A 6,823-nucleotide genomic window follows, 5' to 3' on the forward strand; every position below is an offset into this window, starting at 1 on the left:
CACGTGGCACCCAGCGCTGGACGATGTCGCCGGGAAACGACAACACGAACTTGAGCACGCCCATCACCACCAGGCTCGCCATGCCCAGGTGCCAGGTGGCGATGCCGGCGTCATGTGCGGACATGCCCGCGTGCAGATAGCCCTGGTAGGCCGGCCCCAGCACCACCAGGGGCATGGCGATGCTGGTGGGAGCATCCAGGCCCAAAGGCATCGCGGTGACGTCATCGCGCCCAGTGCGCGCGGCCAGGCGCCGGGCCATCACGGTATAGGCCAGGTTCCCCAGCAACACGCCCAGCGCCGTACCCGGAAACATCCGTCCGAAGACAATATCCGCCGGAAATCCGAAGATCACGATCAAGGCGGTGGAAAGAAAAGCCAGGATCGACAGGTTGTCGACGATCAACCCGAGCACACCGTTGAGGTCGCCGGTACGGAACCAGGCGCGCGGCGGGCTCAGAACGACACCTGGGCGGGCGTGGTCACGCGAAGTACCGATTTGTCGCCGGTCCTGGCCTTCCATGCGCTGCGGATCGCCTCGATCTTCGCCCGGTTGTCCTTGGTGTCGGGGTAGTCGATCACCAGCATCTTCGAACGCAGGCGCTCTGGCTCGGCCGCGCCCGCATCCTGCCATTGCCCGTACACGTCGAGCACCGACAGCCCGTCGGGGAAGCGCGGCGTCACTTCGGCATCGAGGAAGGCCCGCCAAGCATCTTCGCCCACGCCGAGGTTGCCGCCTGCTGCACCCAGGCCGAAGTAAAGCCGCGTATCCACCCAGCCCGTCGTCGTCGCCGGGTGCGCCTGGTCGCCGTGGAAGGTGGAAGGCGTGGCGCAGCCCGCGAGGGCGGCCACGGCAAGCATCGGCAGGAGGACGCGGAGGGTCATGCCCGCAGTATCGGCAGGCGCGCGCCGCGAAACAACATCAAAAAAAAAACGGTCCGCGAGCGGACCGTTTCGGAACATCCAAGAGGATGGACTGTAATCAGATGCGGGCGATGCCGTCCGGGCGCTTGGCACCGGCGAAACGACGCGACCAATAGGCTTCCTGCAGGCTGTCCACGCGCACTGTCTTGCCGGTGGACGGCGAATGGATGAACTGGCCGTTGGCGATGTAGATGCCCACGTGGGATACGCGCTTGCCACGGATGCGGAAGAAGACGAGGTCGCCGGGCTTCATGTCGCTGCGGTCGACCTTCAGGCCGGCGGCGAACTGTGAACCGGAGTTGGCCGGGAGGTCCAGGCCCAGGCTATGGCTGAACACATAGCGGACGAAGCCGGAGCAGTCGAAGCCGGTGGACGGTGTATCGCCGCCGCGGCGGTAGCGGATGTCGCGCAGCTTCATGGCCAGCTGCAGCAGGACATGGCGTGGATCGTTGCCGGTGACCGAGGACGAATCGAAGGCGACGCCCTCGGTGGGCATGTCTTCGTCTTCATCGAGCATGGCCAGGGCTTCGACCGTGCCCGGCTTCACATCGCCCTTCGCGGCGGCAACCGGTGCGGTGTCGGACGTGCCGAAAGCGGCCTGGGCAAGGGCAGGACCGGGCGCATAAACCGAAAGGCCGGACATCAGCGCGGCGGCGGGACGGACAAGGGAGGTGTCAACGGAGTCGGTGGCAAAGACGGAAGCGGCAGGCAGGCAAAGCAGTAGCGCGAACCCTAATTTGCGGTGTAGATGCTTGTTTGCCAAGGGCTTTTCCTGTCTTCTGCTGAGGGCGCCAGAAGGCACCCAACCGTGAAAGAGCAGTGAAAGTACCAAAGCATTTTTGTGAATATGTTCGAAACGAGTTAATTCTCCACAACATTTACGAAAGTTTTTCAGCAGTTGCGGTTCATCACAGTTCGATACGGTGCTAGGCCAAGGGATATAGCAAATAGCCCGGGCAATATTAATTTTATGAATGAAAGCAAGCTGATTCAGGTTCGGGAGCCGAATATGGCGCTGCCGATCCGGACTTCCGTAGCGCCTTCGGCGATGGCCAGGGCAAAGTCGCCGCTCATGCCCATCGACAGCCGGTCCAGCTCGTGTCCCGATTGCCGGCACGCCTCTCGCAACCGGCGCAGCCGGTGGAAGCAGCCACGCACCGCCGCCGGGTCGTCCGAGGCGATGGCCATGGTCATCAGGCCACGCAGGCGCAGGCTGGCGCAGGCGTTGAGTTCGTGCAGCAGACTGGGCAGCGATTCGGGCGACACGCCGGTTTTCGCTTCCTCCGGCGAGGTCTTCACTTGCACCAGCACATCGATGCCCCGCCCTTCCGCCTGCAGGCGGCGGTCGAGTTCGTGGGCCAGTTCAATGCGATCGAGCGACTGGACCTCGGAGGCCAGCCGGGCAACATCGCGCGCCTTGTTGGTCTGCAGGTGGCCGATCACCACCCACTCCAACTGAAGGTCGCCAAGGTCGGCGGCCTTGGCGCGGATCTCCTGCACCTTGTTCTCGCCGAAGCGCTTCAGTCCCAGGCCCGCCGCTTCGCGAACCACGGCGGCATCGAAGGTTTTGCTTACCGGCAGGATGTTCACCTCGCCAGGCATTCGCCCGGCGTCCCGGCAGGCCTGGTCCACGCGCCCACGCACCGCTTGCCAGCGTGCGGCAAGGTCCGAAGGCGCCGGGTCGGTCATCCGCTGGCACCCTCGGCGTATTGGCGTGCCACCACGTCCGCCACCACCATGCTCACCCGCTTGCCGGTGGGAATGTGCAGGAACTCGTTGGGGCCATGGGCGTTGGAGTGCGGACCGAGGACACCGGTGATCAGGAACTGCGCCTTGGGGAATTTCTCGCCCAGCATGCCCATGAAGGGAATGCTGCCGCCCTCGCCCATGTAGGCCGCGGGAGCACCGAAATAGTTTTCGGAGGCCTTCGACACCGCATCGGCAAGCCAGGGCGAAAGCTGCGGGGCATTCCAGCCGCTGCCGTCTTTCTCCAGCGCAAAGGTGACGCGTGCGCCATAGGGCGGGTCTTTTTCCAGCAACTGCTTGAGGAACGCGCCCGCCTTGGCGCCGGAAAGCGTCGGCGGTACGCGCAGGCTCAGCTTGACCGCCGTCCTGGGCCGCAACACGTTGCCGGCGCTGTCCAGGGCCGGCATGCCACCGGCACCGGTCACCGCCAACTGCGGGCGCCACGTGCGGTTGAGCACCAACTCGGTGAGGTCGCCGGTCACCGGTTTCATGCCTTCGACGAACGGGAACTTGTCGAAAATGTCGTTGCCTAGCAATTCGGCCGAACGACGGGCCTGTTCGCGGCGCTCGTCGGGAATGTCGACGTAGAGCTCGTCGGGAATGATCCGGCCTGTGTCCTGGTCTTCCAGGCGTGAGAGCAACTGGCGCAGGATGCGGAAGCTTGAGGGCACCACGCCGGAGGCATCGCCTGAGTGCACGCCTTCTTCGAGTACCTGCACGGTGAGGTTGCCGCCCGTCATGCCGCGCAGGCTGGTGGTAAGCCACAGCTGGTCGTAATTGCCACAGCCGGAATCCAGGCACACCACCAGCGACGGGTTACCGATCCGCGGGGCCAGGTGGTCGACGTAATAAGGAAGATCGTAGCTGCCCGATTCCTCGCAGGCCTCGATCATGATCACGCAGCGTGCATGCGGCACGCCCTGCTCGCGCAGCGCCAGCAAGGCGGCGATTGACCCGAAGATGGCATAGCCGTCGTCCGCGCCACCGCGGCCGTACAGGCGGTCGCCGCGCAATACAGGCTCCCACGGGCCCAGGCCGTCCGACCAGCCGGTCATCTCCGGCTGCTTGTCCAGGTGGCCGTAGAGCACGACGGTGTCGTCTCCCTGCCCCGGAACTTCGATGTAGATCAGCGGCGTGCGGCCTTCCAGGCGCACCACTTCCAGCGTGGCATCCGGCCACGCGGCAAGCTTGCCACGCGCCCAGGTTTCCATCAGGCGCACGGCGTCGTCCATGTAGCCGTGCTCGGCCCATTTTGCGTCGAACATCGGCGACTTGTTCGGGATGCGGATGTATTGCACCAGTTGCGGGACGATTTCGGCGTCCCACAGGTCACCGATGAAAGAGCTGATGCGCGATGTATCCACTGAGGGCAGGCCCTGGAAAAAGAGTAGGTTATTGTAACCGAGGCGTGGGACCACACCGGAAACGACCCCGGGACCACCCTTTCGCGCGCCCTGCACGGCTGCTCGGGACGCGCCGCGGCCGCGCATAGTGATCGCGCACCAATCCGGTGCCCGCTCACGGATCCTTTAACGATGCAACGCAGCATCCTTGCCAGCCTTCTCCTGTTTGCCCCGGCGGTATTCGCCGGCACCCCCGTGGATATCAACAAGGCCGACGCCCCCACGCTCGCGCAGTCGCTGGACGGCGTCGGTATCGCGCGCGCCCAGGCCATCGTCGAGTGGCGTGAGCAACATGGCCCGTTCCGCGCCGCGGACGACCTCACCTCGGTCAAGGGCATCGGCAAGGCCATGGTGGAAAAAAACCGCGAATTCATCCAGGTCGAAGCGTCATCGAAGAAAGGCGCCGCCAAGGGGGGCTAGTGGCCGACCCGGGGGGGGCGGCTTGCGCGGCGCGGCGCGGGGGACCACACTCCGCCCGCGCCGCGGCTTTTTCCTGCGGCCAGGCCGACAAGGAGCCGAGGGGCCCGATGATTCTCGTGCGTTACCGGGTGGCACCGTCGCCCATCGAGGGAGCCGGAAATGGCCTTTTCCTCGACGAAGACCTTGTTGCCGGCCGGGTGATGCTGGCGCCCGACGCCATTGACACCACCTATGCCCTGGGGCAAATCGACGCGTCGGAAGAACTTGCGGCCCAACGACACGCCATGGCCCGCTGGTTCGAGGACCGCTACACGCTAAGCCCCGACTGGCCCGACGAATGTTTTGTTAATCACAGCTTTACGCCTACCGGCCTGTGGCACCTGGGCTTCGTTTTCGCCCTTGAAAACCTCCCCGCCGGGACGGAAATCACCGTGGACTACCGCCATCTCCTGCCACCGGGCGAGGAAGAGGCCTTTATCGACAGCGCCACTGGTGGGAAAATAATCGGCTTGCCCTGGCCTGCGAGCCTTGCCGAAACCACCCACGCCCTGGCCCGCCTGCTCGGCTGATCCATCCATCGACACTCCCATGCTCATTCCCACCCTTGAAACTGCCCGTCTGCGCCTCACCGCACTCACCGAGGCGCACTTCAACGACTACGCCGCGATGCTTGCGGATCCTGAAAGCACCCGCTGGGTGGGCGATGGCCAACCGCTGGACCGCATGAATGCCTGGCGCTCGATGGCGATGCTGCTCGGCCACTGGACCTTGCGCGACTGCGGTATGTGGGCGATGGAACTGAAAGACACCGGGCAGTTCGTCGGCCGCGCGGGCCTGATGTGCCCGGAAGGCTGGCCCGACCTTGAGCTTGGCTGGATGCTCAAACCCGAGTTCCGCCACCACGGCTATGCCACCGAGGCAGGCGAGGCGGCGCTGCAGTTCGCCTTCAACCAGATGCACGTGCAGCGGGTGATCAGCCTGGTGCGCATCGGCAACGAGGCCAGCGACCATGTCGCCGAACGCCTTGGCGGGGAGCTGGTGGACAACATCGAATTCCTCGGCGGCCACACGCACCTGTTTGCCTATTACGCCCCGCACCGAATGAGCCGGCAAGCTGCCGGATGATCTTCGCCGCCCCGCGCCACTTCAGCGAGCTTGAATCCATCCCCTGGAGCAATGGCGGGGGCAGCACGACGGAAGTCGCGACCGACGCTTCACCCTGGAACTGGCGGCTGAGCGTCGCCGACATCCGCGTCGAAGGTCCGTTCTCGAATTTTCCAGGCGTGCGCCGGGAGTTCACCGTGCTCGATGCGCCGGTGATACTTGCCTTCGACGAGCGCGAGGTGGAAGCCCGGCGGCTGGAGGTCGTTCGCTTCGATGGCGGCACGCCGCCCTATTGCCGTCTTCCGGAAAACCCCACGCGCGCGGTCAACCTGATGTTGCGCGGCGATACAGAGGGCATGCTGGTGGCGCGCCCGCTGGCCGGCTCGATGATGCTGCCCGGCGGTTTCGGCTGGATCGTACTGTGCATTACCGGCCATGCCACGGTGCAGCGGGGCACGGACATCTTCAGCCTGGAGGCGGGCATGTTCATGCAGTTGGCGAGCGAAGGCGAACGCGGCCTGCTCGAAGGCGCGGGCGAGGTCGTCCTCGCCCGCCTTTGACGCTAGCCCGGACGGCGCCGGCGGAACACCATCGAACGCGCCACCATGGCCAGTGAGTAGATTCGCGCAATGTGCATCCAGGCGGTGGCCATTACGCCCACCTGCACCAGTACGAAGGCCAGGATGAACCCCCATGCACCCAGCGCGGGTGTGCGGATGCGGACATAGGCAATGACCGCGGCCACGCCCAGGCCAATGGCGGTGATCACCAGGTACACCAGCAAGGTGGTCAGCGGCCGGCGCACGATCTGGCGCAATGAGCGCCCGAACGCGCGCGTGGCCGAGCGCAGGCCGAGATCCGCCACGTACTGCGCGCGCATCGATTCCACGATGGCCTGCATGATGGCGAAGACCACCAGCGATACGATCAGTGCCATGCGGTCCGCGCTGTCGGCCACCGATTGAAGTACCGCATCATCGCCGCGGTTCTCCGCGTAGTGCGTCATGGCCATGTGCACGGCAATGGCCACCGCGTAGGGAACCAGGCTCCACAACGCCACGCGGAACATCCGGCCGTACTCGACGAAACCGCCCTGGATCAGTCCGCCGAACGACAGCGGACGCGCGGCGCGACCGCTGGCCACGGCCATGCCGGTAAGCCATGGCGCGATCAGCAGCGTCAAGCCGACGGCCACGATGCCCGACGAGGCCAACGCACCGCGGGCATCG

At 65.3% G+C, this 6,823-nt stretch carries 9 protein-coding genes and 1 pseudogene; 4 read left to right on the top strand and 6 right to left on the bottom strand.

Annotated elements, in window-relative coordinates; translation table 11 throughout:
* The 5 genes and pseudogenes from VK519_RS10390 to VK519_RS10410 form a co-directional block, all read right to left on the bottom strand.
* Positions 1-520, bottom strand: a pseudogene (locus VK519_RS10390) (hypothetical protein); the annotation flags it as partial.
* Positions 454-882 (bottom strand): DUF3574 domain-containing protein, encoded by a 429-nt coding sequence (locus VK519_RS10395; RefSeq protein WP_324349576.1) that lies wholly within the window; start codon positions 880-882, stop codon positions 454-456. The gene VK519_RS10395 and the pseudogene VK519_RS10390, both read right to left, overlap by 67 nt.
* 97 nt (positions 883-979) lie before the next feature.
* Positions 980-1,684 (bottom strand): C40 family peptidase, encoded by a 705-nt coding sequence (locus tag VK519_RS10400; protein WP_324349577.1) that lies wholly within the window; start codon positions 1,682-1,684, stop codon positions 980-982.
* Positions 1,685-1,911: 227 nt separating this feature from the next.
* Positions 1,912-2,610 (bottom strand): YggS family pyridoxal phosphate-dependent enzyme, encoded by a 699-nt coding sequence (locus VK519_RS10405; RefSeq protein WP_324349579.1) that lies wholly within the window; start codon positions 2,608-2,610, stop codon positions 1,912-1,914.
* Positions 2,607-4,031: a M20 family metallopeptidase gene (locus VK519_RS10410; protein ID WP_324349581.1), complete on the bottom strand. Its 1,425-nt coding sequence runs from the start codon at positions 4,029-4,031 to the stop codon at positions 2,607-2,609. Before VK519_RS10410 ends, VK519_RS10405 begins: the two co-directional genes overlap by 4 nt.
* Positions 4,032-4,202: 171 nt before the next feature.
* Here VK519_RS10410 and VK519_RS10415 point away from each other — a divergent pair, with 171 nt between their 5' ends.
* From VK519_RS10415 to VK519_RS10430, 4 genes are all read left to right on the top strand, one after another.
* On the top strand, positions 4,203-4,490 hold the full coding sequence (locus VK519_RS10415; RefSeq protein WP_324349583.1) for a ComEA family DNA-binding protein: 288 nt from the start codon (positions 4,203-4,205) through the stop codon (positions 4,488-4,490).
* A 107-nt stretch (positions 4,491-4,597) separates the two neighbouring features.
* Positions 4,598-5,059, top strand: coding sequence for an SET domain-containing protein (locus VK519_RS10420; RefSeq protein ID WP_324349585.1), 462 nt, complete (start codon positions 4,598-4,600; stop codon positions 5,057-5,059).
* Between the two features lie 19 nt (positions 5,060-5,078).
* On the top strand, positions 5,079-5,615 hold the full coding sequence (locus VK519_RS10425; RefSeq protein ID WP_324349587.1) for a GNAT family N-acetyltransferase: 537 nt from the start codon (positions 5,079-5,081) through the stop codon (positions 5,613-5,615).
* Positions 5,612-6,154 carry a HutD/Ves family protein gene (locus tag VK519_RS10430; RefSeq protein ID WP_324349589.1) on the top strand — a complete coding sequence of 181 codons (543 nt, stop codon included), beginning with the start codon at positions 5,612-5,614 and terminating at the stop codon, positions 6,152-6,154. The genes VK519_RS10425 and VK519_RS10430 overlap by 4 nt, the downstream gene beginning before the upstream one ends.
* Before the next feature lie 2 nt (positions 6,155-6,156).
* Here the strand turns inward: VK519_RS10430 and VK519_RS10435 are convergent.
* On the bottom strand, positions 6,157-6,823 hold a 667-nt coding region (locus tag VK519_RS10435; protein WP_324349591.1), incomplete at its 5' end, for a hypothetical protein.

The organism is Pinirhizobacter sp. (genome assembly GCF_035317885.1).
Classification (GTDB): domain Bacteria; phylum Pseudomonadota; class Gammaproteobacteria; order Xanthomonadales; family Rhodanobacteraceae; genus Pinirhizobacter.